This is a genomic window from Streptomyces cyanogenus, assembly GCF_017526105.1.
Taxonomy (GTDB): Bacteria; Actinomycetota; Actinomycetes; order Streptomycetales; family Streptomycetaceae; genus Streptomyces; species Streptomyces cyanogenus.
Window position 1 is genome coordinate 3973983 of sequence record NZ_CP071839.1, and the last position, 24066, is coordinate 3998048.

Below are 24066 nucleotides of genomic sequence, written 5' to 3' on the forward strand. Positions count from 1 at the left end.
GGTCCGTCAGATAGCATGGCAGCTGACGAGCCGTCAGCCAAGCAGGGGGCACCCGTGGACGAGACCCCGCACACCCTGAGTTCCGCCCGCACGCTGTGGGAGCTGGCCGACCGGCGCGCCCGGCTCACCCCCGACCGCCCGGTGCTGCTCCAGGGCGGCCGGACGCTCACCTTCGGGGAGCTGCGGGAGGGCGCCGAGCGGGTCGCGGCGGGCCTGTACGGCATGGGGGTACGCCCCGGCACGGTGGTCGCCTGGCAGCTGCCCACCCGTATCGAGACCGCCCTGCTGTCCTTCGCGCTGGCCCGCCTGGGCGCCGTGCAGTCCCCGGTGATCCCCTTCTACCGGGACCGGGAGGTCGGCTTCGCGCTGCGCGAGTCGAAGGCGGAGTTCTTCGCCGTACCGGGCGTCTGGCGCGGCCACGACCACACGGAGATGGCGCACCGCCTCGGCGCCAAGGGCGTCTTCGAGGCGTACGACACCCTGCCCGACGGCGATCCGTCCGTCCTGCCCCCGCCGCCCGCGGAGGGCACCTCCGTCCGCTGGATCTACTGGACCTCGGGCACCACCTCCGACCCCAAGGGCGTGCTGCACACGGACCGTTCCCTGATCGCGGGCGGCTCCTGCCTGGCCCACGCCCTGCGCCTGTCGGCGGACGACGTCGGCTCCATGGCCTTCCCGTACGCCCACATAGCCGGCCCCGACTACACGGTGATGCTCCTGCTGTACGGCTTCCCGGCGGTGATGTTCGAGCACTTCGCGCTGCCGGACGCGCTGGCGGAGTACCGGCGGCACGGGGTCACGGTGGCCGGCGGCTCCACGGCGTTCTACTCCATGTTCCTGGCCGAGCAGCGCAGACGGCCGGGCGAGAAGGTGATCCCCTCGCTGCGGCTCCTCGCGGGCGGCGGCGCCCCCAAGCCGCCCGAGCTGTACCACGCCGTGGTCCGCGAGATGGGCGTCCAGCTCACCCACGGCTACGGCATGACCGAGGTCCCGATGATCACCATGGGCGACCCCGGGGACACCCCCGAGAACCTGGCGACGACCGAGGGGCGGCCCCCCGAGGGCATGGAGATCCGCATCACCGACGGCGAGGTACGGCTGCGCGGGGAGGCCGTCTGCCAGGGCTATCTGGACCCCGCCCAGACGGCCGCGGCCTTCGACGCCGACGGCTTCCTGCGCACCGGCGACCTGGGCCGCCTCACCCCGTCCGGACACCTGGTGCTCACCGGCCGGCTCAAGGACGTGATCATCCGCAAGGGCGAGAACATCTCCGCCAAGGAGATCGAGGACCTGCTCGCCGCGCACCCGGCGATCGCCGACGCCGCGGTCATCGGACTCCCGGACGCCGACCGCGGCGAACTGGTCTGTGCGGTGATCGAACAGCCCCCGGGCACCCCCGCGCCGACCCTGCCGGACATCGTGTCCTTCCTGCGCACCCGGGGCCTGGCCGTCCACAAGCTGCCGGAACGACTGGAGGTACTGGAGGCACTGCCGCGCAACGACACCCTGCGGAAGGTCCTGAAGTACCGGCTGCGGGAGCGGTTCTCGAAACCGTCTCCCCAGACCGCTCGGGCATCCTCGTCCCGCTCGGCGTGGCCGGCGTAGTAGATCAGCAGGGTGTCCGCGGCCCCGTCGACGGCCCGCAGGATGCCTCGTGGATCTGGTCAGGGGACGACGGGTCGGGGAGCACCTCGCAGTGTTCGCGGTGGAAGCCGCCCCGTGCGGGGTCGCACAGGACGTCCTCCAGGTGGACCAGGTCGCGCGGAACGTTCTTCAGCCCCCGCGCAGGGCGCGGACCGCGTCCCTGATGGACGCCTCGTCCGTACCGGTGAGAGTGATCTTCGTGCCGTCGTGTTCGATCGTCACCGTGCCGGGACGGCTGCGGGTCCGGCGCCAGCCGACGTACTGGCCGATCACCTGGGTCAGCGTGAGGCCCGTCTGGACGGTGAAGTAGATGAAGTCGGCGTCCGCGCCCATCTGTCCGGGGCGCGGCGGGGCAGACCGGAGCTGTGGCCGGGCCAGCCGCCGGACGGCGGGTTCCTCCAGTAACCAGGCGTAGAGGGAGCGCAGTTCGTCGCCCGCGCCGTCCCCGTCCAGACTCATCCGGAAGTCCATGCCGCCCCCGAAGCGTGATCAGGTGAGTGGGAGGACGGACATCATAGGGCCGCGAGCGCCCGGGCGTTGACGCTATTCGGGGACGGTGAAGTAGCGGGCGAACGCCGGTACGAGGTCGGTCTCGGTGATCTGTCCGTCGGCGTCGGTGTCGAGGGCGGCGGCCACCGCCTGTGCGGTGTCGGCCGGTACGTGCAGCACCCGCAGGACACGGGCGGTGTCGGCGACCGTGACGCGGCCGTCGGCGTCCGTGTCGGCCACGGCGAGGGCCGCGTGCAGGAAGGGACGGGCGATCTCGGCGAAGCGGCCGGGGTTGTCACGCAGCCGCTTGACCGCGCCGGTGACGAACTCCTCGCGGGTGATGCGCTGGTCGCCGTCCCGGTCGGCGATGCCGGCCATGCCCTGCCAGAACGCCTCCGCGCCGGCGTAGAGCGCCTGCCCCTTGTCGGAGCGCGCGGTCACGGCGAACTCGGCGAGCAGGGCCTTGGCCGCCGCGCTGAAGTCCTCGCGGTCGATGTAACCGTTGCCGTCCTGGTCGAAGGTGGCGAACCGGGCGGCGATCCTGCGCTCGTACTCGGTGCTGACCATGTCTTTCGGACCGCCTTACGTTGACGTGGGGGTTGATCCGGGTGGGAGCGTACGTCGCGGGCGGCGGTGAAGTGTCGGGGAAGCGGTGATTGTGCCAAAACCGGGGGAATTCCGGGACAACCCTGTGGCAGCGGACCGGAGACTGTGCTCAGGCCGACAGCGGGTCCGCGTCCTCGGCGGTGGCGGACTCCACGTCGGGGCGGACGTCGAAGAGGCGGCGGACGCCGAGCGCGCCGAGGACGCGGTTGACGTGCGAGCCGTCCTCGGCGCCCCGGTCCGGCAGGATCAGCCGCAGCCGGCCCTGGCAGGAGCGGATCAGCCGGCGGGCGGCGATGAGGACGCCGACCCCGGACGAGTCGCAGAAGAACACGTCGGAGAGGTCCACGACGAGGCTGTGGTGCCCCTCAGCGACGACGTCGTGCACCCGTTGGCGCAGCACCGGCGAGGTCATCAGGTCGAGTTCCCCGGACACCCGGAGCACGGCCCACTCGCCTTGTTCGACGCCGGTCACGTTGAATGCCACGGCCTTGCCCCTCCGCTCGCCGGATCTCGCGGAACCGCCCGGAAACGGAAGCAGTTCCTACGTTTCTTTCCGCGCGGCTGCCCACCGGCCGTTCCCTGAAACGTGACACGGCAAACGGCAGCCGATCGACAAGGGGCTTGTTTCGGTCACTATCGATCCTGTTCGATCAGGGATGTACGCGTCCCGTGTGAAGGTTGCGTGAAGAGGGCACTATCACCTGCGGCGCTTCCAGGGGCGCACATTGACACGAAGGGGCGTGCACTGTCGGACGTGCCGACTACATTCGAGAGGGCAGGAACGACAGGCTGGACGGGTCGGACACGGTGAGGGGAGGGGACCGCATGGCCGGGAAGGACGTACCGCCCCGCTGGGACCGCAGGATGCAGCAGCGGCTCGCCCGCGGCGAGGCAGCCGCCCTCGGCGAGCTGTACGACCGCTTCGCCTCCCTGGTGCACAGCCTCGCCCACCGCGTCCTCGGCGACGAGCAGGCCGCCGACGCCGTCACCCGCGAGGTCTTCACCCACGTCTGGGAGCACCCCGAGATCTACGACCCCAAGCAGGGCACGCTGCGCTCCTGGGTCGCCGCCGTCACCCACCGGGTGGCCGTACAGCGACTGCGGGACCGGGAGGAGCGGGAACAGCCGCGGCGCGAGGAACGGGAGAGCACGGTCCGCCGCGCCTCCGTGGCCGCCCGCGCCGACTACATCGTCCACTCCATGCCGGCCCCGCTGCGCGCCGCCCTGGACCTGGCCTACTTCCAGCGCCGCGACTACCGCCAGACCGCGGCCGACCTCGGCGTCACCGAGGACGAGGCCCGCCGCCGGCTCCGCCTCGGCCTCCAGCTCCTGTCCACCGCCCACGACACCGGCACACCGCCGGGATACCGGGGTGCGGTGTGAACGAGGCTGACCGGTTCGAGGAACACGACGGACACGGCGAACACGGCGGACGGAAGCAGCACGGCGAACACGGCGGTCCCGACGGGGAAGAGGGCCGCGCGGGCCGGCCGCCCGGGAAACGGCCGTACCGCGAACGGCCCGGCCCGGACGGCGGTTCGGAGCAGCCGGGGCGCGATGACGGCGGCCGCGGGGCAGGCGGTCACGGTGGTGGTTCGGGGGACGTCCCGCGCGGTGCCGGCGGGCCCGACCCGGCACCGGTGCCGCGCATACCCACGCCCCGCGCCTCCGTGGAGGACAGCGGGCTTCCGCTCCCCGACCTCGCCGACCTGGGGGACCTCGCACCCGTGCCGCTCGACCTGTCGCACGACGTCCTGAAGTCGCTGCTCGGCGCCTGGGCGCTGGCCGCCTGCTCGGCGGCGGAGACGGCGGCCGTCGAGCACCACCTGGGCGGCTGCGGCAGCTGCGCCGACGAGGCCCGCCGGCTGCGCGAGGCGGTCGGCCTGCTGCACCAGCCGGAGAGCCTGGACCTGGACCCGGAGCTGCGCACCCGCGTCCTGGACAGCTGCCTGACCCGCCGGCCGCCGCGCATCCCGGTGCCCGACTGGGCGGCGCCCTACGACGCGGAGACCGCGCGGCTGGACGCGCTGCTCCAGGACTTCGGGGACGCGGAGTGGCATGCGCCGGTGCGGCTGCGGTGGTTCGAGGCGGACGCGCCGGCGAGCCGTCGTACGACCGTCGCCGGGGTGATCGCGCACCTGCTGTCGGTGGACGGGATGATCGCCACGGTGCTCGGCCTGGAGGACCCGCTGGCCGAGGTCGCCGGCGCGGCGGAACAGGGCGCCACAGGACCGGCCGGGCGGACCGAGGCGTACTGGCGGGCCTCGCACTTCCCGCCGACGCGCTCGGTGCGGGGGCCGTGGCGGGAGCAGAGTCACCGTCTGGTGCGGACGGTGTCCTTCACCGGCGGGCACGCGGGCGGAATGGAGGTGTCGTACGGCGACTTCGCGCTGCCGCTGCACGACGCGATGCTGGACCGCGCCTTCGAGTGCTGGGTGCACGCCGAGGACATCGCGGAGGCGGTGGACTACCCGTACGAGCCGCCGGCGCCGCGGCACCTGAACCGGATGATCGACCTTGCGGTCCGGGTGTTGCCGACGATCCTGGCCGTGCGCCGCCGCGCGGGCCTGTCCGCGCCGGGCCGGCGGACCCCGCACCTGGTCGCGGCCGGAGCGCCCGGCCGCAGCCTGCGCCTGGAGATCGAGGGCTCGGGCGGCGGCGAGTGGCTGATCCCGCTGGACTCACCGGCGGCGGTGGGCTCCGCCGACTTCGAGGTGGCCCACGTGGCCCTGGACCGGGCGGAGTTCTGCAAGCTGGCGGCAGGGCACGTGCCTCCGGCGGAAGCGGCGGCCGGTCAGGTGGGCGACCGGGAGGCGATCAGGGACGTCCTGCTCGCGGTGGCTTCGCTCAGCCGGATGTGAGCGAGGGGCGGGGGCAGGCGCGCGGAGGGACGCGGGGAACCGCGTGAACGGCCCCCCACACGCCCGCGGCCGCCGAACGACCCGAGCCCCCCGGACCCTCAGGCGAACACCACCGTGCGGCGCCCGTTGAGCAGGATGCGGCGCTCCGCGTGCCACTTCACCGCCCGCGCCAGCGCCTGGCACTCGACGTCGCGCCCGACGGCCACCAGCTGGTCCGGCGTCACGCCGTGCCCGACCCGCTCGACCTCCTGCTCGATGATCGGGCCCTCGTCGAGGTCCGCGGTGACGTAGTGCGCCGTCGCGCCGATCAGCTTCACCCCCCGCGCGTGCGCCTGGTGGTACGGCTTCGCGCCCTTGAAGCTCGGCAGGAACGAGTGGTGGATGTTGATGATCCGGCCGCTCAGCTGCTTGCACAGGTCGTCCGAGAGCACCTGCATGTAGCGGGCGAGGACGACCAGCTCGACCCGCTGCTCGCGCACGATCTCCAGCAGCTTGGCCTCGGCCTCCGCCTTGGTGTCCTTCGTCACCGGAATGTGGTGGAAGGGGACGTTGTAGGAGCCCACCAGCTCCTCGAAGTCGGTGTGGTTCGAGACCACGGCCACGATCTCCACCGGCAGCGCGCCGATCCGCGCCCGGAACAGCAGGTCGTTCAGGCAGTGCCCGAACTTGCTGACCATGAGCACGATGCGCATCTTCTCGTCGGCCCGGTGGATCTGCCAGTCCATGTGGAAGGTGTCGCCGATCGCGGCGAAGCTCGCCCGCAGCTTCTCCACCGTCACCGGCGCCTCGGCCGAGAAGTGGACGCGCATGAAGAACAGTCCCGTGTCGTGGTCGCCGAACTGCTGGCTGTCCTCGATGTTGCAGCCGGTCATGAACAGATAGCTGGAGACGGCGTGCACGATGCCCTGTTTGTCCGGGCAGGAGAGCGTGAGGACGTACTGGTCGGCCGGCGCGGCGGCGGAGGCGGGCTGATCGGTCATGCCCTACAGGGTCCCACACCGGCTCCCCTCCACGGGCGGCCGTCCGCTACGCGGACCTCGTCAGGATCCGCAGCACCTCCAGGCTCTTCGGCGGCGCGTCCGGGTCCTCCCCGTCGCTCACCGACATGCGCACGTGCGCGTCCCGCGCCGCCCGCACCGCGTCCGGCCAGCCAGGGTTCTCCATGTACACGGCGACCGGCGCGTCCGGGCCGACCTGGTGCATGATCCGCAGCACCCGCAGCACGGCGGTGTCGACGAGCGCCGCCTCCTGCGAGTCCCGGAATATGGTGCCGACGTACTTCTCGGCCGACCAGTTGTCCAGCCAGGTGTCCTCCACCAGCCGGTACACGGCGTCCGTGACGTCGCCGTACCCGTCCACGCCGGCCAGCCAGACGTCCCGCTGGAACACCGGGTCGGAGAGCATGTGCAGCGCCGAGCGCACGTTGCTGCGCCACCGCCACCACGGCATGTCGTTCAAGGGCATGCCGCCCATGGTGGAGGAGCGACGGCCGCGACGGGAAGTGTTCTCCGAACCTTGCACGGTCATCGATCGTACGTTCCCCGTCCCAGGAGCCTCGCAGGCCCCCGTAATTCACCTGCGCGTCACCTTTCGTTGACTTACGGTCACTCCCGGGTTAGTCCTGTGAGGGAATCGTGCGTGTGCATGACCGGCAGGCGACGCACGCGCAGTACCCCACTCCCCGCCCTTCCCCGCCCCGTCAGAGCCACCGCCCTCGGCGCGGGCGCCGTGGCCCTCTGCGCGTCGCTCACCGCCGCATGCGGGGTCGTCCCCGGTGCCACGGGGGGCTCCGGGGACGACCCGATCAAGGTGATGACCTGGGCCCCGCAGGACACCGACGCCACCAACAAGCCGGGCATGCCCGCGATGGCCCGCGCCTACGCGAGGTGGGTCAACTCCCACGGCGGCATCAACGGCCGCAGCCTCCAGGTGCTGACCTGCAACGACCACAACGACAGCGTGGGCGCCGCCAAGTGCGCCCGGCGCGCGGCGGCCGAGAACGTGGTCGCGGTCGTCGGCTCCTACAGCCAGTTCGGCGACTCCTACCTCGCCCCGCTGGAGGGCGCCGGCATCCCCTACATCGGCGGCTACGGCGTCACGAACGACGAGTTCACCGGTGCCATGTCCTACCCGGTCAACGGCGGCCAGCCCGCCCTGCTGGCCGGCCTCGGCAAGGCCCTCGCGTCCGACTGCGGCCACGTCGCCCTGGTCCGCCCCGACAGCATCGCCGGCGACGAGCTGCCCGCGATGCTCGACTCGGGGCTGAAGGCGGGCGGGCACCCGGACGCCGGCGACCAGCTCGCCGCGGAGGACGCCACCGAGTACGGCGGCCAGGCCGAGCAGGCGCTGCGGTACGCCACCAAGGACGTGACCAGGAAGGGCTGCGTGGTGCCCGCGCTCGGGGACCGCACGGACACCTTCATGGACTCCTTCCGGCGGGCCCGCGCCAACTTCCCGGCCGTGCGCACGGCGACCGTGCTCGGCAGCGTCGACCAGACCGTGATCAACGCCACGGGCGGGGCTACGGGGCCGTACGAGGGGGCGTACATCTCCGGCTGGTACCCCGTCGCCTCCGACCCGCGCTGGGACCCGATGAAGAAGGTGATCAACGAGGAGGCCTTCGGCGACAACCGCATCGACCCCGCGGACGCCGGTGTGCAGACCACGTGGATCGCCTACACCGTGCTCAGGGCCGTCCTGGAGAAGATCGGCGACGGGGAGGTGAGCGCCGACACCGTGCGCCACACCCTCGACGACGGCCTGCGGGTCTCCACCGGCGGGCTCACCCCGACCCTGCGCTGGCCCTACGAGGGCAAGCTCGCCGCGGTCGGATTCCCGCGGCTGGTCAACGCCGACGTCACCCTCCAGGTGGTGCGGGACGGCAAGCTGGTCGCGGCCCGCAAGCGCATCGGCGGCGCCAACGGGATCGCCGACATGACCTCGACCCTGGAGAACGCGGACGTGCCGTGACGGACCCCGGCGGCGGTGTCCGCCGGGGCCGGCCGGTCAGAGCTGGGTGGGCTGGCGCCGGGTCAGGCCGTACTTCTGGGCGATCGTGTTCCACAGCGCCGCCGCCTTCGCCTTCTGCGCGCTGGCGGTGCCGCTCTCCCGGTTGCCGGCCTGGGTCTCCCCGGTGGTGCGGGCGTGGCCCTTGTGGCAGACCTTGCGGTTCTTGGCCTGGTCGGCCCAGGCCGCGTAGTGGTTGTCGGCCGCGGCGGACGCCTGCCATGCCTTGGTCAGCGCGTCGGTCAGACCGGCGTTGCCCGGCAGCTTGTCCACGGACAGCTTGCCGAGCCGGGTGACCAGCTCGCCGCGCTGTCCGGCCGCGTCCCGCAGGTTGGCGGCGGCCTGGTCGAGGTTGTCGCACCGCCTGACGTCGGCGACGGCCTGGATCACCGAGGAACGGCTGCTGCCGCTGTCCGCGAGCAGCTTGTCCAGCTCGACCGCCTGCTGCCGGGCCGGGTCGACAGCGGGCGAGGCGGAGCCCTCCGTGGTGGCGGGGGACGCGGCGGCGACCGTCTTCTCGGCACCGTCCCCGCCCTTGTCGCCCCCGCCGCTCAGCAGCGCGCCGGCGCCCACGCCGAGCACGACGATGCCCACGCCGATCGCCGCGATCAGCGGCACCCGCGACCGGCCCCCGCGCCGCCCGCCGTCGTCGTCCGGCCCGGCGTCGTACGACGGCTGCGCCGGGCGGTACGACGCCTGCGCCGGGCCCGGGTAGGCGTCCGGCTGCTGCACGCGCGGGAGCTGCTGGGTGGCCCCGGCCGGGCCGTCGCCCCCCGGGCCGCCGCGGAAGAGGTTGTCGAACTCGGCGGGCGGCTGCCGGTCGGCGCCCGGCACCTGGGGCTGGGTCTGGGTCGGGGCGGCGTAGGGCGGGATGTACTGCGTGGCCTCCGCGTCGGAGGGCGCGGGCGCGGCCTGCCGGGGCACCTGGCCGAGGTAGCGGGTCTCCTCGCCGCCCGACTCCGGCGGCAGCGCCCCGGCCGCGACGGGCGGTATGTACTGGGTGGCCGCCTCGCCGCCGGGCCCCGCGGGGACCGGCGGGAGGTACTGGGTGGCGCCGTCGGCAGGGGCGGCCTGGACGGGCGGCAGGTACTGGGTGGCGCCCTCGTCCGCGGGCGCCGCGGGGCCGGCGGGGACCGGCGGGAGGTACTGGGTCGCGCCGTCCGCCGTCGGGGGCAGCGGGGCCCCCGCGCCCGGGTGGGCGGGCGGCAGCGGCCCGGCGGGCGCGGGCTGCGCGCCCGGGTACGGCTGCGGGTGCTGCGGCTCCTGCGCGTAGGCGTCGGGCGCGCCGAAGCCCGGCTGCCGGGCGGCGCCGTAACCCCCGTACGAGCCCTCCTGGCCGCCGTGGGCTGCCTGGCCGCCGTACGTCGGGGCCGGGGCGCCCTCGGGGGGCAGCGGGCCCGGGTTCGCGGCGGGCGGGGGCTGCTCCTGGCCGCCCCACTGCGGGGCCGGGGCCCAGCCCTGGCCCTGGTCCTGCGGGGGCGTCTGCTGCCCCGGGCCCCAGGAACCGCCCCAGGCCTGCCCGCCGGCCGGGGTGGCGGGGGCGGGCGTGCCGGTCATGCCCGGCAACAGCGGCTCGCCTCCGTCGGAGGGCAGCACGATGCCTTCGCGCGCGGGCCGCGCCGAGGGCTCCTCGCCCTGTCCACTCTGCGTCACCGGGACTCCTACTAATGGGGGACCTTGTGAATCGTCGGCTCACGCTACCGGGTCCCCCGAGCCGCGTGCCACGCAGCCGGGAACGCGACCTCCCTCCCTGTGACAGCGGTAACAAACCCGCCCCGCGACGCGCTGATCACGGCACCCGGCGCGCGCCGGGTGCCGTTACCTTCCCGTTCACGCTCCCGGGGAGCCGGTGTTCACGCGGCCTGCTGGAGATCGAGGCGTGCGCCGAACTCCCGTACCACCGCCTCGTCCCGGAAGGGCTCCAGGCGCTGCTGGAGGTCGTCCAGGTACTCGGCGCCCCGGTTGGAGCGGAGCGTCTCCAGCAACTCCACCGCCTGCATACCGGTGTTGCAGGCCTGCTCGACCTCCCGCTGCTGCACCTGGGCCGTGGCGAGCAGCACATAGCCGATGGCGCGCCGGCGGGCCCGGGACTCGGGGTGTCCGGCCAGGGCCTGCTCGGCGTACCGCGCCGCCTGCTCGGCCTGGCCGAGGTCGCGGTGGCAGTGCGCCAGCTCGTCGGCCAGGTAGGCCTCGTCGAAGTGCCTGATCCACACCGGGTCGTCCCCGGCGGCGCCGTCCGCCCGTTCCATCGCGTCGGCCGCCCGCCCGCAGGCCGCCTGCGCGGCGCGCACATCGGCGAGCAGGGCGTGCCCGCGCGCCTCGGCGGCGTGGAACATCGCCTCCACGCGCGGGGTCACATGCCCGCGCGCCCCTTCCTGCGCCGCCCGCGCCAACTGGGCGATCTCGCGCGGGTTCCCGAGCTGCGCGGCGAGATGGCTCATGGACGCGGCGAGGACATAGCCGCCGTACCCGCGGTCCCCGGCGGCCTGCGCGAGCCGCAGCGACTGGATGTAGTACCGCTGGGCGAGGCCCGGTTGGCCGGTGTCGACGGCCATGTACCCGGCCAGCTCGGTCAACCGCGCGACCGCGGCGAAGAGTTCGCGGCCGACCGCCTCCCGGTACGACCCCGCGAGCAGCCCGGAGACGACGCTGTTGAGGTAGTGCACGACGACCGGGCGCACATGCCCGCTGCCGTACTGGTGGTCGAGGTCCACCAGCGCCTGGGTCATGGACCGTACGGCGGCCACGTCGGACTGGCCCACGCGCGGACCCGCCTGCCGGGCCACCTGGGCGTCCGGAGCCGAGATCAGCCAGTCGCGGCTGGGCTCGACCAGGGCGGAGGCGGCGACGGAGGAGCCGGACAGGAAGTCCCGGCGCCCCACGTCGCTGCGCCACAGCTCGCAGACCTGCTCGATGGCCCCCAGTACCGTCGGCGAGAACTGGAGACCCACGCCCGAGGCGAGGTTCTTGCCGTTGGCCATGCCGATCTCGTCGATCGTGACCGTACGGCCGAGCTTGCGCCCGAGCGCCTCGGCGATGATCGCCGGGGCCCGGCCCCGTGGTTGCTGGCCGCGGAGCCAGCGGGCCACGGACGTCTTGTCGTAGCGCAGGTCGAGACCGTGCTCGGCGCCGCACATGTTGACCCGCCGGGCCAGCCCGGCGTTCGAGCACCCCGCTTCCTGGATGAGTGCCTGCAGCCGTTCGTTCGGCTGCCTCGCCACGAGAGGCCTTGCGGCCATGTGCTTACCCCCTGCGTTGCGATCCCCTGGAGCGCGAAATTCCGGACGGGAGGATCCGGCCGGGACGATCCGTTCGGGAAGATCACTGCCCCGCTGACATACCGTCAATGCACGACATGTGCGGTTTGCCGGGGTAACAGCGGATGCCATCCCACCCCTGGCTACCCGTCTCATGCCCCGCTCCCTCCCATGCGCCCCCGGCCATGCACCCATGCGCCCCGACTGGCGAATCGATGCTCCTCCCCCGCGCGCGGTACAGCCGTAACTCCAGGTGGGCGCGGGAGTTGAGTGGAGCGTGGAAGAGACGATCGCGGGCGCCCAGAACAGTCAGATGGCTGGTCACATTCCGCAGCAGCGCGGGGAATCGCTGCTGGAGACCGCCGTACGGTACGCCGAGGAAAGGCACTGGGACGTGTTCCCGGGCACCTGGCTGGAAGCCGTCGACGGGATGCAGCGCTGTTCGTGCGGTGACACCTCGTGCCCTGCGCCGGGTGCGCACCCCACGCGCCCCGACTGGGCGAGCCAGGCGACCGGCAGTGCGACCGTCGTGCGCCGGATGTGGCAGAAGCAGCCGACGGCGTCGATCCTGCTGCCGACCGGGCGGACCTTCGACGCGCTGTCCGTCCCGGAGAGCGCGGGGTTCCTCGCGCTCGCCCGGATGGAGCGGATGGAGCTGACGCTCGGGCCGGTCACGCTGACCCCGGACCGGCGGATGCACTTCTTCGTCCTGCCCGGCGCCTCCGCGAAGGTGCCGGACCTGGTGCACAAGATCGGGTGGTCGCTGTCGTCACTGGATCTGGTGGCCCAGGGCGAAGGCGCGTACGTGGCTGCGCCGCCCACCCGGTTCGGGTCGCGGGGGGCTGTGCAGTGGGCCTGCCGGCCCACGCCCGCGAACCGGTGGCTGCCGGACGCGGAGGAACTGATCTCGCCGCTTGCCTACGCGTGCGGGAGGGATCGGTAGCCGTCGCCCACTGGTCTGCCGGGCTGTCGTCTCGTCGGCGGCTGCGGCTTCGTCGTGGCTGATCGCGCGGTTCCCCGCGCCCCTGCGGGGGCGCGGGGAACCGCGCGAGAGACCCACCACACGCCCGCAGCCACCGGCGAAGAGCACCCGGCAGACGAGCACGCACTCAGTCCCCGAGCAACCCGTCGAGGAACGGCGACACAGCACCCCGCCAAGCCTCCGGCAGGTCGTAGTGGGCGAGGTGCCCCGCGTCCGGCACCTCCGCGTACTGCCCGCGCGGCAGCACCCGCACCATCTCCTGGGCCTCCGCCCGGCCCAGCTCGCCGTCCACGCCGCGCACCACCAGCGTCGGGCACCGCACCTGTGCCAGTTCCTCCCAGTGGGCGTCGTAGACCCACGTCTCGCGGGAGCTGAGCATGTGCCGGGGCTCGAAGACGGGCCGCCAGCCGTCCTCGCGCTCGTGCATCACCTCGGCGTAGAACGCGCCGCGCGCGGGGCTCGGCCGCTCCACCCAGGGGTCGTCCTCGCCGAACCACTTGCGGACGTCGGCGAGGCTGGCGAACGGGACGGGCCAGGACCGGAACCAGTCGGCCCACTCGCGCTGCGAGGCCGCTCCGAGCGCGGAGGCCCGCATGTCGCAGATGACCAGGCCGCGGACCAGCTCGGGACGCTTGGCGGCGAGCTGCCAGGCGGTCAGCGCGCCCATGGCGTGGCCGATGAGGACGACGGGGGCGAGGCCGAGCTGTTCCACGGCGGCCTCGGCGTCCTCGACGTAGGCCTCCCGGGTGTAGGCGGCCTCGGGGGGCTTCTCGCTGCGGCCGTGGCCGCGCTGGTCGAGCGCCACGGCCCGGTGGCGGCCGGCGAGCCAGCGGGCGGTGGACGCCCAGTGGGAGGCGCGGCCCATCAGACCGTGCAGTAACAGCACCCCCGGAGCGCCGGACTCCGGTTCCACCGCGCCGTCCGGCCCCGCCTCCGGTTTCGGAGGGTCGGCGAACTCCCAGGCGGCCAGGCGCACCCCGCCCGCTCCCGTCACATCGATACGCCGTGCCATCGGCCTGGCACCCCCCAGTGCTCCGCCTGCCTCGTCGTCCAGCTGCTCAGGCTATCGAATACCCATTCGAAGATTCTGTCTCCGCGGACAACACCCCTCATTCGAGTGACACCTCTCCAGGAATGATCGCCGCAGCCGAGGGGATCTTTCTGGCAGGAGGCGGACCGCTCGGGGAAAAGCCGGTCCGAGGGGATGACCCTGAGAGCTCGGGGCTCCGGGTCAGCACAGGGGAGGACAGGCCCCGGCGCCGCTCAGCGCCGGGGCCCTCTCCTTGTCAGCGCTTGGCCACGAACACGTGGGAGGCGGTGTCCGCCTCCAGCTCGGCCGCCTCGCCGCCGCTGCCCACCAGCACACCGCCGGGCGACTCCGTCACGCTCACCACGGAACCGGGCTGCACGCCCGCCCGCCGCAGCGTGTACATCAGCTGCGCGTCCGTCTGGATCGGCTCGCCGATACGGCGGACGACGACCGTCTTGCCGTCCGTGCCCGGGTCCAGGTCGGCCAGCGACACCATGCTCTCGTCCAGGAACGGGTCCGCCCCGTCCTTCTCGCCCAGCTCCTCCAGGCCCGGGATCGGATTGCCGTACGGCGACTCGGTGGGGTGCCGCAGCAGCTCCAGCACGCGGCGCTCGACGGCCTCGCTCATCACGTGCTCCCAGCGGCACGCCTCCGCGTGCACCTGCTCCCACTCCAGACCGATCACGTCCACGAGGAGACACTCGGCCAGGCGGTGCTTGCGCATCACGCGCGTCGCCAGCCGACGGCCCTCGTCGGTCAGCTCCAGGTGCCGGTCGCTGGCCACGGAGACCAGGCCGTCACGCTCCATCCGCGCCACCGTCTGGCTCACCGTCGGGCCGCTCTGGTCCAGCCGCTCCGCGATGCGGGCGCGCATGGGGACGACGCCTTCCTCTTCGAGTTCGAGGATGGTGCGGAGATACATCTCCGTGGTGTCGATCAGTCCGGACATACGTGCCCCTCGATTACCTCTGCCGGCCGCCGGCCGCGTGCGCCGGCCCTGGCACCAATTCTGCCGGATCCCACTGACAAGCGGGCGGTACCGGGGAAACGGGGCCGACGCGGCGGCCGGACCGTTCCCGTGTGCGGGCGCGGGTGCGGGGCGGGTGCGGATGCGGTGCAGGGGCCGGCGCAAGGCGAGTGCCGGGCCGACGCGGCGCGGATGCGATGCGGGGGCCGGCGCAAGGCGAGTGCCGGGCCGACGCGGCGCGGACGCGGTGCAGGGGCCGGCGCAAGGCGAGTGCCGGGCCGACGCGGCGCGGACGCGGTGCAGGGGCCGGCGCAAGGCGAGTGCCGGGCCGACGCGGCGCGGATGCGATGCGGGGGGCGGCGCGGGTGCGGTGCGGGGGGCGGCGTGGGTGCCCGGCCGTATTGACACCGGTATGGTCCAGACCGCACGGTGATCCGCGACACAGACGCTGCGAAGGGGCACCGCATGAGCGACGGCACGCCTGCCGACCTGTTCTTCGACGCCGCCATCGGCCTGCTGCAACGGGTCCGCGACGAGGAGGCCGAAGCGATCACCGCGGCCGGCACCCTGCTCGCCGACACCGTCGCGGCCGGCGGCCGGCTGTTCGCCTTCGGCGCCGGACACTCCTCGCTCGCCGCCCAGGACGTCGTCTACCGCGCGGGCGGCCTGGCCCTGATGAACCTGCTCGCCGTACCCGGCGTCGTCGGCGTCGACGTCACCCCGGCCACCCTCGGCTCCGCCCTCGAACGCGTCGACGGCCTCGCGAGCGCCGTCCTGGACACCTCCCCGGTCCGCGCCGGCGACGCCCTGGTGATCATCTCGCTCTCCGGCCGCAACGCACTGCCCGTGGAGATGGCCCGGAGCGCCCGCGCCCTCGGCGTGAAGGTCATCGGCGTGACCTCGGTGGCGTACGCCTCGGAGACGACGTCCCGGCACAGCTCCGGCACCTTCCTCAAGGACCACTGCGACGTCGTCCTCGACTCGAAGATCGCCGTCGGCGACGCGGAACTCACCCTCGACACCATCCCGGCGCCGTTCGCCCCCGCCTCCACGGTCGTCACATCCGCCCTGATGCAGGCCGTCATGGCGACCACCGCCGCCACCCTCGCCGACCGCGGCATCGAACCCCCGCTGCTGCGCTCCGGCAACGTCGACGGCGGCCACGAGTGGAACCGCCGGGTGATGACGGAGTACGGCGACCGGATCTTCTACCGCCACTGACGGGCCACCGGCACCCGGGCGCTACCGCTCCCGCTCCCCCGGCCGTCCCCGCACCGCCTCCGCCAGGTCCAGGGTCGTCGCGATCCGCAGGGCCACGTCCTCGGCGTAGGCGGTGTCGGAGCGCTCGAAGCGGCTGCGGCCGGCGCCGCGCAGGAAGGTCACCACGCCCAGCGTCCGCCCCCGGCTGCGCAGCACCGCGCACAGCGCGTGCACCGCGTCCTCGGGCCACTGCCGCTCCAGCGCCCACTCCCGCGCCCGCTCGGCCGGCACCGGACCGGCGTCCGCGCGCACCGTCCCGGCCCGCTCCGCGCTCCGCAGCGCCGGATGCCCCTCCGGGTAGCGCACGGGCAGGCCGGCGGCGCCCGTGAGCAGACTCGGCCCCGGTGCCCCGGCGGGCGTGGCGGCGAGCCGGACCAGCCGGACCGGGCCCGGAGCGCCCTCGCCCTCCGCGCGCGGGCCGCCCGCCACCCGGTCGACGAGGGCGTGATCGGCGAAGCCGGCGAGGGCGAAGTCCAGGTGGACGGTGGCCGCCTCCGCCGGGTCCTCGCACTCGGCCGCGGCCCGGGCCGCGCGGTGCAGCTGGTTGGTCCGGAACCGCAGCAGGGCCGCCTCCTGCTCGCTCTGTTTGGCCTCGGTGACGTCCTCGAACAGCCAGCCCACCCCGAGCGGCACCGGCTCTTCGGCGAGCGGCGAGGCCAGCCGCAGGAACCCGCTGCGCCAGCAGCGCCGCCGCTCGCCCTCCGGGCTGCGGACGGTCACCCACATCTCGGCGGCCGCGGGCGGCGCGCCCTCGGCGAGGACGTGGGTCAGCGCGGCCTCCAGCTCCTCCACGCCCTGGGTGAGCAGCTCGCCCAGCGGTCGCCCCAGCACGGACGTACGGCCCGTGCCCAGCGCCCGGGCGGCGTGTGCGTTGACGACGGCGGGCCGCAGATCGGCGTCGACCAGGACGACTCCCCAGGAGGCGTTGTCGAACAGCGCCTCGCTCAGCGCGATCGACCGCTCCAGGTCTATCTGCGCGTGCACCTCGCTGAAGGCGCAGTACACCCCGGCGGGCTTCCCGTCGGGTCCGCGTACGGCGGCCGACTGGGTCCGTACAAGCACCCGGCCGCCACCCTTGGTGACCAGCGCGAACTCGTGGACCTGCCGGCCCGGCGCGTGCATCGCCGACATCAGGCGGGCCTGCACCTCCTCGGCGTCGGCGCTGCGCACCGCCCAGCCGGCGAACCCGTGCCGCCCCACGGCCTCGGCGGCCGTCCAGCCGAGGATCCGCTCCGCCTCCCGGTTCCAGTGGGTCACGACCCCTTCGGCGTCGAAGGCGCACAGGGCCGCGTCCATGCCGTCCAGCAGCGCGGCGAGCAGATCGGATCCGCCGGACTCACCGGGCTCGTCCGGCCCCAGTTCGTCAGTGGTCCCACTCCGCCGCGAAGCACTCACCTGGACCCCCTGGAAAGCCACGTCAGCGCACGCACGGCGCTCGGTTCGCTCACTGGCCCTTATTCAACTGGAACGTGACCCACCCCACATACTGTTCCCGCAAGAAAAACAGTTGAGCCCTCCTCGTCGGCTTCTTAGTGTGTCGGGTACACGAGAAGGGAGGTGGTTCGGCAGATGTATGAATACCGGACGCGTGAGGTGACTGCGGGCTAGCGGCCCGTCACCACACCATGTGCGGTGCCGGACCCGCACGCGACAGAGGCGTGCAGCCGGCCCAATCCCAAGCAGTCACCCGACCCGCGGGCTGCCGGTACGTCCGGCCGGCTCCTCCTTGAGGAACCCAGCCCGCGGGTCGTCTGCGTTTCCGGGCCGGTTCGCGGTCAGGGGCTGAGGCGTTCGACGTGCCAGGTGCCGTCGGGCCGGGCGACGTAGCGCAGGCGGTCGTGGAGGCGGTTCACGCGGCCCTGCCAGAACTCCATCGTCTCCGGGGTGACGCGGAAGCCGCCCCAGTGCGGGGGGACGGGGACCTGTTCGTCCTCGGGATAGCGGGCGGCGAGTTCGGCGTAGGCCGCGTCGAGTTCGCTGCGGGAGGCGATCACCGCGGACTGTGCGCTGGCCCAGGCGCCCAGCTGTGAGCCGTGCGGGCGGGTGCGGAAGTAGGCGGCGGTCTCGTCGCGGCCGGTGCGCCGGGCGGTGCCGGTGACGATGACCTGGCGGGCCAGCGGGTGCCACGGGAAGAGCAGCGAGACGTGCGGGTTCTCCGCGAGGTCGCGGCCCTTGCGGGATGCGTAGTTGGTGAAGAAGACGAAGCCCTCGGTGTCGAACTGCTTCATCAGCACCGTGCGGGAGCTGGGGCGGCCCGTCGCGTCCGCCGTGGAGACGACCATCGCGTTGGGTTCGTAGAGCGTGCCGTGCAGGGCCGCCCGGGCGGCATCCTCGAACCAGCGGGCGAACTGGTCCATGGGATGGGTGGCGAGGTCCTCTTCGGCAAGGCCGTCGGCCCGGTACTGCTTGCGCATGGCGGCGGGGTCGAGGACGGGATCCAGAAGCGGGTCGCGGTCGGTCACGCGGTCATCCTGCCGTATCGAACGGGTATGGCACTGGGTGTCGCGTGGTCTCCCCAACCATGGCACCGGGGGTTATCGTTCTGCTCCCTTTGCGGTTGGCTTGACCACGGGTGACCACCGACGGATCGGGGCATCACCGGGGTGACCGCCGCCCACACATCACGAGGAGCCGCCTGATGTCCGATTTCGTACCCGGGCTCGAAGGAGTCGTCGCGTTCGAGACGGAGATCGCCGAGCCGGACAAGGAGGGCGGCGCCCTGCGCTACCGGGGCGTCGACATCGAGGACCTGGTCGGGCACGTCTCGTTCGGGAACGTGTGGGGGCTGCTGGTCGACGGCGCCTTCAACCCCGGACTGCCGCCCGCCGAGCCGTTCCCGATCCCCGTGCACTCCGGTGACATCCGGGTGGACGTGCAGTCGGCGCTGGCCATGCTCGCGCCCGTCTGGGGGCTGCGTCCGCTGCTCGACATCGACGAGCGGCAGGCCCGCGAGGACCTGGCGCGCGCCGCCGTCATGGCCCTGTCGTACGTCGCCCAGTCCGCGCGCGGGCAGGGGCTGCCGATGGTGCCGCAGCGGGAGATCGACAAGGCGAACTCGGTGGTGGAGCGGTTCATGATCCGCTGGCGCGGGGAGCCGGACCCCAAGCACGTCGCGGCCGTGGACGCCTACTGGACCTCCGCCGCCGAGCACGGCATGAACGCCTCGACGTTCACCGCGCGGGTCATCGCCTCCACGGGTGCGGACGTCGCCGCCGCGCTGTCCGGTGCGGTGGGTGCGATGTCCGGGCCGCTGCACGGCGGGGCGCCGTCGCGGGTGCTGGGCATGATCGAGGAGATCGAGCGCACGGGGGACGCGGAGGCGTACGTCAAGCAGGCCCTGGACCGCGGTGAGCGGCTGATGGGCTTCGGGCACCGGGTGTACCGGGCGGAGGATCCGCGGGCGCGGGTGCTGCGGCGTACGGCGCGGGAGCTCGGTGCTCCGCGGTTCGAGATCGCCGAGGCGCTGGAGAAGGCCGCGCTGGAGGAGTTGCACAACCGGCGGCCGGACCGGGTGCTGGCCACGAACGTGGAGTTCTGGGCCGCGATCATGCTCGACTTCGCCGAGGTGCCGGCGCACATGTTCACGTCGATGTTCACGTGTGCGCGTACCGCCGGGTGGTCGGCGCACATTCTCGAGCAGAAGCGGACGGGGCGGCTGGTGCGGCCTTCTGCCCGGTATGTGGGGCCGGGGCCGCGGCGGCCTCAGGACATCGCCGGGTATGCGGACATCGCCCACTGAGAGGGGTGCCCGGGGCGCGTGGGCGGCTGCGGATGCGTGCCGTTCCCGCGCCCCGGGGAGTGATCACGCCGGCGTCAGCAGGTTGCCGTGGTGTCGCTGCGCCACCAGCGGGTGCGCCCTGAGTTTGCCCTTGAGTTCGTTGTAGCCGTACTCGGCGTAGAGGGGGTTCGTCGGGTCCGTCGTCATGCCGGGGGCCGTCGCCGCGTGCGGGAACGGGAGCGGGGCGATCTTCGCGTCCAGGCGCGGGTTGTAGAAGAACGGGACCGAGAAGCGCTCCGTGGCGCCGGGCGGGCTGACCACGCGGTGGTTGGTGGCGAGCAGGTAGCCGTTGGTCGCCACCTCCAGGAGTTCGCCGAGGTTGACGACGAACGCGCCTTCGAGCGGCGGTACGTCGTGGAAGCGGCCGTCCTCGCGCTGGACCTGGAGGCCGCCGACGGTGTCCTGGAGGAGCAGGGTCAGGAAGCCGTAGTCCTTGTGGGCGCCGACGCCCTGGCCGGTGCCGTCGTCCGCGCTGCCGGGGTAGCGGACGAGTTTGAGGTGCGGGTGGGCGTGCGGGCCGAAGACCGGGTCGTAGAAGTCGGCCGGGGCGCCGATGGCGGTCAGCAGTTCGTGCAGGAGGCGGTGGGCGACCTCGCTCAGCCGGTCGATCCAGGCGAGGGCGGCCGTGCGCAGTTCGGGGAGGGCGGCCGGCCACTGGTTGGGGCCCTGCAGCCACCAGTACGGGGGCTCGCCGGGGCCGGGGGTCCGGGCGGGGCGTTCGGCGCCGATGTCGAGCTGGTCGCGCCAGTCGCGGGCGCCGCCGGTGCGCTCGTCGCCGGTGCGGGTGTAGCCGCGGAAGTGCGGGGAGCCGACGTTGTCGAGGGCGAGCCGGTCGGCCTCGGGGAGGGCGAAGAAGGCGCGCATGGCGGTGAGCAGCGCGTCGGTCTCGGCCCGGGTGACGCCGTGTCCGACGAGCTGGAAGAAGCCCACGTCGTGGGCGGCGCTGTGCAGCTGGGCGTGGAGCAGGGACCGGGCCTGGGGGCCGCGGTCGGCGGCCGACAGGTCGATGATCGGGAGCTGGTCGTACGACGTCGCTGTGTACGTGGTCATGGGTGCGTCCGCTGGGTGTACGGGGCACGGGTGGCCGCCGAGGGTGGGGCGGGCCCCCGGGTGCCGGAAAAGGTGAAGAAGAAGGGTGCTGCGGGGGGCTGGTCAGGCGGAGAAGTGACGACAGCCCATGCTCGTGACGCGCACGTAGTCCACGTGGCGGCGGCGGACGAGCATCGGAAGCATGGGCCAAGGGTAACGCGCCCCCGCGATCGCTCCCTCAGCCCAGGGTTTCGTCCAGCAGGGCCGCCCACTGGGCGACGACCCGTTCGCGGCGGGCGGTGTCGTCGGTGAGGAGGTTGGCGAGGCCCAGGCCGCGGGCCATGTCGAGGAGGCCCTGGACGGTTTCGCGGACGCCGGGGCGGGATTCGTCGGCGCCGAGGAGTTCGACGGCGATGCGGTGGGTCTCGCGGCCGACGCGGGCCTCCAGCTCGGTGACCCGCGGGCGCAGCTGGTCCTCGTCGGAGGCGGCGACCCACAGGTGGAGGGCGGCGCGGAAGAGGGGGCCGGTGTAGAGGTCGACCAGGGCCGCGACGACGGCCCGGCGGTCGGCGGGGCCGTCCGGGAAGAGGGCGCGCAGGGCGAGGGAGCGTTCCTCGGAGACGTACTCGACGGCGGCGGTGAAGAGGTCCTCCCGGGTCGGGAAGTGGTGCTGGGCGGCGCCCCGGGAGACGCCGGCGCGTTCGGCGACGACGGCGACCGTGGAGCCCGCCCAGCCGTGTTCGGCGAGGCAGGCCACGGCGGCCTCCAGGAGCCGCTGCCGGGTGGCCCGGCTGCGGTCCTGCTTGGGAACGCGCTCGCGTTCGGTCGTACTCACACCACCCATGCCGCATCACGTCTTTCCAGGAAGGCCGTCATCCCCTCCCGGGCCTGGGGGGAGGCGAACAGCCGGGCCGAGAGCGCGGTCAGCTCGGCCGCGTCCCGGTCGAATGTCTCCAGCACCCTAGTCGTGAGCAGCCTTTTCGTCTCGGCCAGGGCCTGGGGGGCGGAGCGGCGCAGGCCGTCGAGGACGGGGGCGAGGGCGGTGTCGACGTCGTCCGCGGTGGCCGTCAGCAGGCCCAGGCGTACGGCCTCGGCGGGGCCGAAGCGTTCGCCGGTGAGGTAGTAGCGGGCCAGGGCGCGGGGGTCGGCGCGCGGGATCACCGGCAGGGAGATCACGGCGGGGGCGACTGCGATGCGTACCTCGGTGAAGGCGAAGGTGGCGTCGGTGGAGGCGGCGGCGATGTCGCAGGCGGCGAGCAGGCCGAGGCCGCCGGCGCGGACGTGGCCGGTGACCCGGGCGAGCACCGGTTTGGGCAGCTCGACGATCTGCCGGAGCAGGGCCACCAGGGCGTCGGGGTCGGGGGGGTCTCTCAGGTCGGCGCCGGCACAGAACGTCGTACCGGTGTGGGTGAGGACCACGGCCCGTACGTCCGGGTCCTTGCCGCAGTCGGTGAGGGCTTCGGCGAGTTCGGTGACGAGTGCGGCGGACAGGGCGTTGCGGGTTCCGGTGGCGTCGAGGCTGAGGGTTTCGACGGCACGCGCGCGCGTGCGGCCGATCGGTCGGGTCGGGTCGGTCACGTGTGCTCCCTGAGCTGCCGGCGCAGGATCTTGCCGGAGTCGGCGCGCGGGACGGTGTCGATGAAGGTGATCCGGCGGATGCGTTTGTACGGGGCGACGCGTTCGGCGACGTACAGGAGGACGTCGTTCTCGGTGAGGTCGCCGGCGGTGGGCTGGCGGACGACGAAGGCGTGCGGGATCTCGTTGCCGTCGTCGTTGTAGGCGCCGATGACGGCGGCGTCGGCGATGCCGGGGTGGGTGAGCAGGAGGGCCTCCAGTTCGGCGGGGGCCACCTGGAAGCCCTTGTACTTGATCAGTTCCTTCACCCGGTCGACGACGAACAGCCAGCCGTCCGCGTCCACGTGTCCGACGTCCCCGGTGTGCAGCCAGCCGTCGGCGTCGATCATGGCGGCGGTGGCGTCGGGGCGGCCGAGGTAGCCCTTCATCACCTGGGGGCCGCGGATGAGGATCTCGCCGGGCTCGCCGGGGCCGAGGTCCTTGCCGGGGTCGTCCGGGGAGACGATCCGCATCTCGGTGCCGGCGATGAGCCGGCCGACCGTGCCGGCGGGGGCCTCGCGCAGCCGGTCCAGGGGGACGACGTGGGTGCCTGGGGACAGTTCCGTCATGCCGTAGGCCTGGCCGATCGGGGGCAGGCCGAGGCGTTCGGCGCAGGCGAGGGCGAGCCGGGAGTCCAGCGGGGCGGCGGCGCTGATGACGTACTGCACCGAGGAGAGGTCGTAGCGGCTGACCGCCGGGTGCTTGGCGAGGGCGAGGACGATCGGCGGGGCGACGTACAGCCCGGTGATGCGGTGCTTCTCGATGGCGGCGAGGAAGGTCTCCAGGTCGAAGCGTGGCAGGACGACGACGGTGGCGCCGTTGCGCAGGGGCGCGTTCATCAGGGCGGTGTGGCCGTAGATGTGGAAGAACGGCAGGACGGCGAGGATGCGGTCGCCGGGGCCGGCGGGGACGGCGGGTTCCAGCTGGGCGAGGTTGGTGGCGATCTGCCGGTGCGTGAGCATGACGCCCTTGGGGGTGCCGGTGGTGCCGGAGGAGTACGGCAGCGCGGCGATGTCCTGCGCCGGGTCGATGCCGGGATCCGGTTCGGGGGCGGTGGTGGCGAGCAGGTCGATCAGCGAGCGGTGGCCGGGTGCGCTGTCGCACACGAGGATCTCCCGTACGCCGCCCGCGATCTCGGCGGCCCGGCGGGCGGTCTCCAGCAGGGGGGAGACGGTGACGATCCAGCGCGCGCCGCTGTCGCCGAGCTGCTTGGCGAACTCCTCGGCGGTGGCGAGCGGGTGCACGGTGGTGACGGTGGCACCCGCGCGCGTGGCCGCGTAGAAGGCGGTCGGGAAGACGATCGTGTTGGGGCTGTGCAGGGCGAGGACCTCGCCCTTGCGGACGCCGGTGTCGGCGAGGGCGGCGGCCAGGCGCCGGTGGAACCGGTCCACCTGCTCGTACGTGAGGGTGGTGCCGTCCGTGCCGTCGACGAGGGCGGGCCGGTCGCCGAAGGCGGCGGCGTGGCCCAGGACGGCCTCGTGGATGGGGAGTTCTACGGGCGGAACGTCTGCGTACTCGCTGCGGAACACGGTTCCTCCTCGCA

The 24066-nt window shown here is 73.3% G+C and carries 22 protein-coding genes; 7 read left to right on the forward strand and 15 right to left on the reverse strand.

Annotation, left to right across the window (positions count from 1 at the left end):
* Window positions 1-15: 15 nt before the first annotated feature.
* Window positions 16-1605 carry a class I adenylate-forming enzyme family protein gene (locus tag S1361_RS17785; RefSeq protein ID WP_425086756.1) on the forward strand — a complete coding sequence of 530 codons (1590 nt, stop codon included), beginning with the start codon at window positions 16-18 and terminating at the stop codon, window positions 1603-1605.
* Between the two features lie 168 nt (window positions 1606-1773).
* Here the strand turns inward: S1361_RS17785 and S1361_RS17790 are convergent, their stop codons facing one another.
* The 3 genes from S1361_RS17790 to S1361_RS17800 form a co-directional block, all read right to left on the reverse strand.
* Window positions 1774-2103, reverse strand: coding sequence for an effector-associated constant component EACC1 (locus tag S1361_RS17790; protein ID WP_208032818.1), 330 nt, complete (start codon window positions 2101-2103; stop codon window positions 1774-1776).
* Between the two features lie 84 nt (window positions 2104-2187).
* Window positions 2188-2700 carry an EF-hand domain-containing protein gene (locus S1361_RS17795; RefSeq protein WP_208032819.1) on the reverse strand — a complete coding sequence of 171 codons (513 nt, stop codon included), beginning with the start codon at window positions 2698-2700 and terminating at the stop codon, window positions 2188-2190.
* 148 nt (window positions 2701-2848) lie between these two features.
* The gene (locus S1361_RS17800) at window positions 2849-3223 is read right to left on the reverse strand and encodes an STAS domain-containing protein (RefSeq protein WP_208032820.1); all 375 of its coding nucleotides are present in this window, start codon (window positions 3221-3223) and stop codon (window positions 2849-2851) included.
* A gap of 341 nt (window positions 3224-3564) precedes the next feature.
* Between S1361_RS17800 and S1361_RS17805 the strand changes: the two genes are divergently transcribed.
* Together S1361_RS17805 and S1361_RS17810 are read left to right on the forward strand one after the other, a co-directional pair.
* On the forward strand, window positions 3565-4122 hold the full coding sequence (locus S1361_RS17805; RefSeq protein ID WP_208032821.1) for a sigma-70 family RNA polymerase sigma factor: 558 nt from the start codon (window positions 3565-3567) through the stop codon (window positions 4120-4122).
* The gene (locus S1361_RS17810) at window positions 4119-5600 is read left to right on the forward strand and encodes a zf-HC2 domain-containing protein (protein WP_243769210.1); all 1482 of its coding nucleotides are present in this window, start codon (window positions 4119-4121) and stop codon (window positions 5598-5600) included. The genes S1361_RS17805 and S1361_RS17810 overlap by 4 nt, the downstream gene beginning before the upstream one ends.
* A 98-nt stretch (window positions 5601-5698) precedes the next feature.
* On the opposite strand, the gene purU is transcribed toward S1361_RS17810, so the two are convergent.
* Both purU and S1361_RS17820 read right to left on the reverse strand, forming a co-directional pair.
* Window positions 5699-6580 carry a formyltetrahydrofolate deformylase gene (purU, locus tag S1361_RS17815; protein ID WP_208032822.1) on the reverse strand — a complete coding sequence of 294 codons (882 nt, stop codon included), beginning with the start codon at window positions 6578-6580 and terminating at the stop codon, window positions 5699-5701.
* A gap of 46 nt (window positions 6581-6626) precedes the next feature.
* Entirely contained in the window at window positions 6627-7127 is a 501-nt protein-coding gene (locus S1361_RS17820) for an SCO4402 family protein (protein ID WP_208032823.1), read from the reverse strand.
* A 117-nt stretch (window positions 7128-7244) separates the two neighbouring features.
* Here S1361_RS17820 and S1361_RS17825 point away from each other — a divergent pair, with 117 nt between their 5' ends.
* Entirely contained in the window at window positions 7245-8570 is a 1326-nt protein-coding gene (locus tag S1361_RS17825; protein ID WP_208032824.1) for an ABC transporter substrate-binding protein, read from the forward strand.
* A 36-nt stretch (window positions 8571-8606) separates the two neighbouring features.
* Here the strand turns inward: S1361_RS17825 and S1361_RS17830 are convergent, their stop codons facing one another.
* Both S1361_RS17830 and S1361_RS17835 read right to left on the reverse strand, forming a co-directional pair.
* Entirely contained in the window at window positions 8607-10259 is a 1653-nt protein-coding gene (locus S1361_RS17830; RefSeq protein WP_208032825.1) for a hypothetical protein, read from the reverse strand.
* Between the two features lie 200 nt (window positions 10260-10459).
* Window positions 10460-11845, reverse strand: coding sequence for an NsdA family TPR-like regulatory protein (locus tag S1361_RS17835; RefSeq protein ID WP_208032826.1), 1386 nt, complete (start codon window positions 11843-11845; stop codon window positions 10460-10462).
* 295 nt (window positions 11846-12140) lie between these two features.
* Here S1361_RS17835 and S1361_RS17840 point away from each other — a divergent pair, with 295 nt between their 5' ends.
* Entirely contained in the window at window positions 12141-12806 is a 666-nt protein-coding gene (locus S1361_RS17840) for a bifunctional DNA primase/polymerase (protein ID WP_208032827.1), read from the forward strand.
* Window positions 12807-12972: 166 nt separating this feature from the next.
* Here the strand turns inward: S1361_RS17840 and S1361_RS17845 are convergent, their stop codons facing one another.
* Both S1361_RS17845 and S1361_RS17850 read right to left on the reverse strand, forming a co-directional pair.
* The gene (locus S1361_RS17845) at window positions 12973-13857 is read right to left on the reverse strand and encodes an alpha/beta fold hydrolase (protein WP_208032828.1); all 885 of its coding nucleotides are present in this window, start codon (window positions 13855-13857) and stop codon (window positions 12973-12975) included.
* 274 nt (window positions 13858-14131) lie between these two features.
* Window positions 14132-14824 carry an iron-dependent transcriptional repressor DtxR gene (locus S1361_RS17850; protein WP_208032829.1) on the reverse strand — a complete coding sequence of 231 codons (693 nt, stop codon included), beginning with the start codon at window positions 14822-14824 and terminating at the stop codon, window positions 14132-14134.
* A 483-nt stretch (window positions 14825-15307) separates the two neighbouring features.
* Here S1361_RS17850 and S1361_RS17855 point away from each other — a divergent pair, with 483 nt between their 5' ends.
* Complete coding sequence (locus tag S1361_RS17855) at window positions 15308-16063, forward strand: SIS domain-containing protein (RefSeq protein WP_208032830.1); 756 nt, start codon at window positions 15308-15310, stop codon at window positions 16061-16063.
* A 21-nt stretch (window positions 16064-16084) separates the two neighbouring features.
* Here S1361_RS17855 and S1361_RS17860 read toward each other — a convergent pair whose 3' ends face one another.
* On the reverse strand, window positions 16085-17497 hold the full coding sequence (locus S1361_RS17860; protein ID WP_208032831.1) for a PAS domain-containing protein: 1413 nt from the start codon (window positions 17495-17497) through the stop codon (window positions 16085-16087).
* A 380-nt stretch (window positions 17498-17877) separates the two neighbouring features.
* Window positions 17878-18564, reverse strand: coding sequence for a pyridoxamine 5'-phosphate oxidase (gene pdxH, locus S1361_RS17865; RefSeq protein ID WP_208032832.1), 687 nt, complete (start codon window positions 18562-18564; stop codon window positions 17878-17880).
* Between the two features lie 176 nt (window positions 18565-18740).
* On the opposite strand from pdxH, the gene S1361_RS17870 reads away from it, so the two are divergent.
* Window positions 18741-19841: a citrate synthase 2 gene (locus tag S1361_RS17870; RefSeq protein ID WP_208032833.1), complete on the forward strand. Its 1101-nt coding sequence runs from the start codon at window positions 18741-18743 to the stop codon at window positions 19839-19841.
* A 63-nt stretch (window positions 19842-19904) separates the two neighbouring features.
* Here S1361_RS17870 and S1361_RS17875 read toward each other — a convergent pair whose 3' ends face one another.
* From S1361_RS17875 to S1361_RS17890, 4 genes are all read right to left on the reverse strand, one after another.
* A complete protein-coding gene (locus S1361_RS17875) occupies window positions 19905-20930 on the reverse strand; it encodes an isopenicillin N synthase family dioxygenase (protein ID WP_208032834.1) in 1026 nt (341 codons plus the stop codon).
* 217 nt (window positions 20931-21147) lie between these two features.
* Window positions 21148-21753: a TetR/AcrR family transcriptional regulator gene (locus tag S1361_RS17880; RefSeq protein ID WP_208032835.1), complete on the reverse strand. Its 606-nt coding sequence runs from the start codon at window positions 21751-21753 to the stop codon at window positions 21148-21150.
* A complete protein-coding gene (locus S1361_RS17885; protein ID WP_208032836.1) occupies window positions 21741-22487 on the reverse strand; it encodes an enoyl-CoA hydratase family protein in 747 nt (248 codons plus the stop codon). Before S1361_RS17885 ends, S1361_RS17880 begins: the two co-directional genes overlap by 13 nt.
* Window positions 22484-24052, reverse strand: a complete 1569-nt coding sequence (locus tag S1361_RS17890; RefSeq protein ID WP_208032837.1) for a 4-coumarate--CoA ligase family protein — start codon at window positions 24050-24052, stop codon at window positions 22484-22486. The genes S1361_RS17885 and S1361_RS17890 overlap by 4 nt, the downstream gene beginning before the upstream one ends.
* Window positions 24053-24066 lie beyond the last annotated feature (14 nt).

What these genes read in the sequence shown, in the direction of transcription:
- S1361_RS17785 (WP_425086756.1), top strand. Translation starts at nt 16, where the DNA reads ATGGCAGCTGACGAGCCGTCAGCCAAGCAGGGGGCACCCGTGGACGAG.
- S1361_RS17790 (WP_208032818.1), bottom strand. Translation starts at nt 2,103, where the DNA reads ATGAGTCTGGACGGGGACGGCGCGGGCGACGAACTGCGCTCCCTCTAC.
- S1361_RS17795 (WP_208032819.1), bottom strand. Translation starts at nt 2,700, where the DNA reads ATGGTCAGCACCGAGTACGAGCGCAGGATCGCCGCCCGGTTCGCCACC.
- S1361_RS17805 (WP_208032821.1), top strand. Translation starts at nt 3,565, where the DNA reads ATGGCCGGGAAGGACGTACCGCCCCGCTGGGACCGCAGGATGCAGCAG.
- purU (WP_208032822.1), bottom strand. Translation starts at nt 6,580, where the DNA reads ATGACCGATCAGCCCGCCTCCGCCGCCGCGCCGGCCGACCAGTACGTC.
- S1361_RS17820 (WP_208032823.1), bottom strand. Translation starts at nt 7,127, where the DNA reads ATGACCGTGCAAGGTTCGGAGAACACTTCCCGTCGCGGCCGTCGCTCC.
- S1361_RS17825 (WP_208032824.1), top strand. Translation starts at nt 7,245, where the DNA reads ATGACCGGCAGGCGACGCACGCGCAGTACCCCACTCCCCGCCCTTCCC.
- S1361_RS17835 (WP_208032826.1), bottom strand. Translation starts at nt 11,845, where the DNA reads ATGGCCGCAAGGCCTCTCGTGGCGAGGCAGCCGAACGAACGGCTGCAG.
- S1361_RS17845 (WP_208032828.1), bottom strand. Translation starts at nt 13,857, where the DNA reads ATGGCACGGCGTATCGATGTGACGGGAGCGGGCGGGGTGCGCCTGGCC.
- S1361_RS17850 (WP_208032829.1), bottom strand. Translation starts at nt 14,824, where the DNA reads ATGTCCGGACTGATCGACACCACGGAGATGTATCTCCGCACCATCCTC.
- S1361_RS17855 (WP_208032830.1), top strand. Translation starts at nt 15,308, where the DNA reads ATGAGCGACGGCACGCCTGCCGACCTGTTCTTCGACGCCGCCATCGGC.
- S1361_RS17870 (WP_208032833.1), top strand. Translation starts at nt 18,741, where the DNA reads ATGTCCGATTTCGTACCCGGGCTCGAAGGAGTCGTCGCGTTCGAGACG.
- S1361_RS17875 (WP_208032834.1), bottom strand. Translation starts at nt 20,930, where the DNA reads ATGACCACGTACACAGCGACGTCGTACGACCAGCTCCCGATCATCGAC.
- S1361_RS17880 (WP_208032835.1), bottom strand. Translation starts at nt 21,753, where the DNA reads ATGGGTGGTGTGAGTACGACCGAACGCGAGCGCGTTCCCAAGCAGGAC.